Genomic DNA, 827 nt, shown 5'->3' on the forward strand with positions numbered 1-827 from the left:
CGGCAGATCGTATGCTGGTCCTGTCCAGAGCCGGGCAGGCGGCAGGGCTGACGTTTAACCAGACCAGCGAGTCACTCAGCGCACTGGTTAAGGCGGGGGTAAGCGGTGAGGCTCAGATTGCGTCCATCAGCCAGAGTGTGGCGCGTTTCTCCTCTGCATCCGGCGTGGAGGTGGACAAGGTCGCTGAAGCCTTCGGGAAGCTGACCACAGACCCGACGTCGGGGCTGACGGCGATGGCTCGCCAGTTCCATAACGTGTCGGCGGAGCAGATTGCGTATGTTGCTCAGTTGCAGCGTTCCGGCGATGAAGCCGGGGCATTGCAGGCGGCGAACGAGGCCGCAACGAAAGGGTTTGATGACCAGACCCGCCGCCTGAAAGAGAACATGGGCACGCTGGAGACCTGGGCAGACAGGACTGCGCGGGCATTCAAATCCATGTGGGATGCGGTGCTGGATATTGGTCGTCCTGATACCGCGCAGGAGATGCTGATTAAGGCAGAGGCTGCGTATAAGAAAGCAGACGACATCTGGAATCTGCGCAAGGATGATTATTTTGTTAACGATGAAGCGCGGGCGCGTTACTGGGATGATCGTGAAAAGGCCCGTCTTGCGCTTGAAGCCGCCCGAAAGAAGGCTGAGCAGCAGACTCAACAGGACAAAAATGCGCAGCAGCAGAGCGATACCGAAGCGTCACGGCTGAAATATACCGAAGAGGCGCAGAAGGCTTACGAACGGCTGCAGACGCCGCTGGAGAAATATACCGCCCGTCAGGAAGAACTGAACAAGGCACTGAAAGACGGGAAAAACCTGCAGGCGGATTACAACAAG

The 827-nt window shown here is 58.0% G+C and carries 1 protein-coding gene; it reads left to right on the top strand.

Going from position 1 to position 827, the window contains the following annotated elements; genetic code table 11:
* Positions 1 to 11: 11 nt before the first annotated feature.
* Positions 12 to 827 (top strand): phage tail length tape measure family protein (locus CSC70_RS13765; RefSeq protein ID WP_425501597.1); only part of this gene is annotated, 816 nt, incomplete at its 3' end.

It is taken from the genome of Pseudoxanthomonas kalamensis DSM 18571 (assembly GCF_010211745.1).
In the GTDB taxonomy this organism is placed as follows: domain Bacteria; phylum Pseudomonadota; class Gammaproteobacteria; order Xanthomonadales; family Xanthomonadaceae; genus Pseudoxanthomonas_A; species Pseudoxanthomonas_A kalamensis.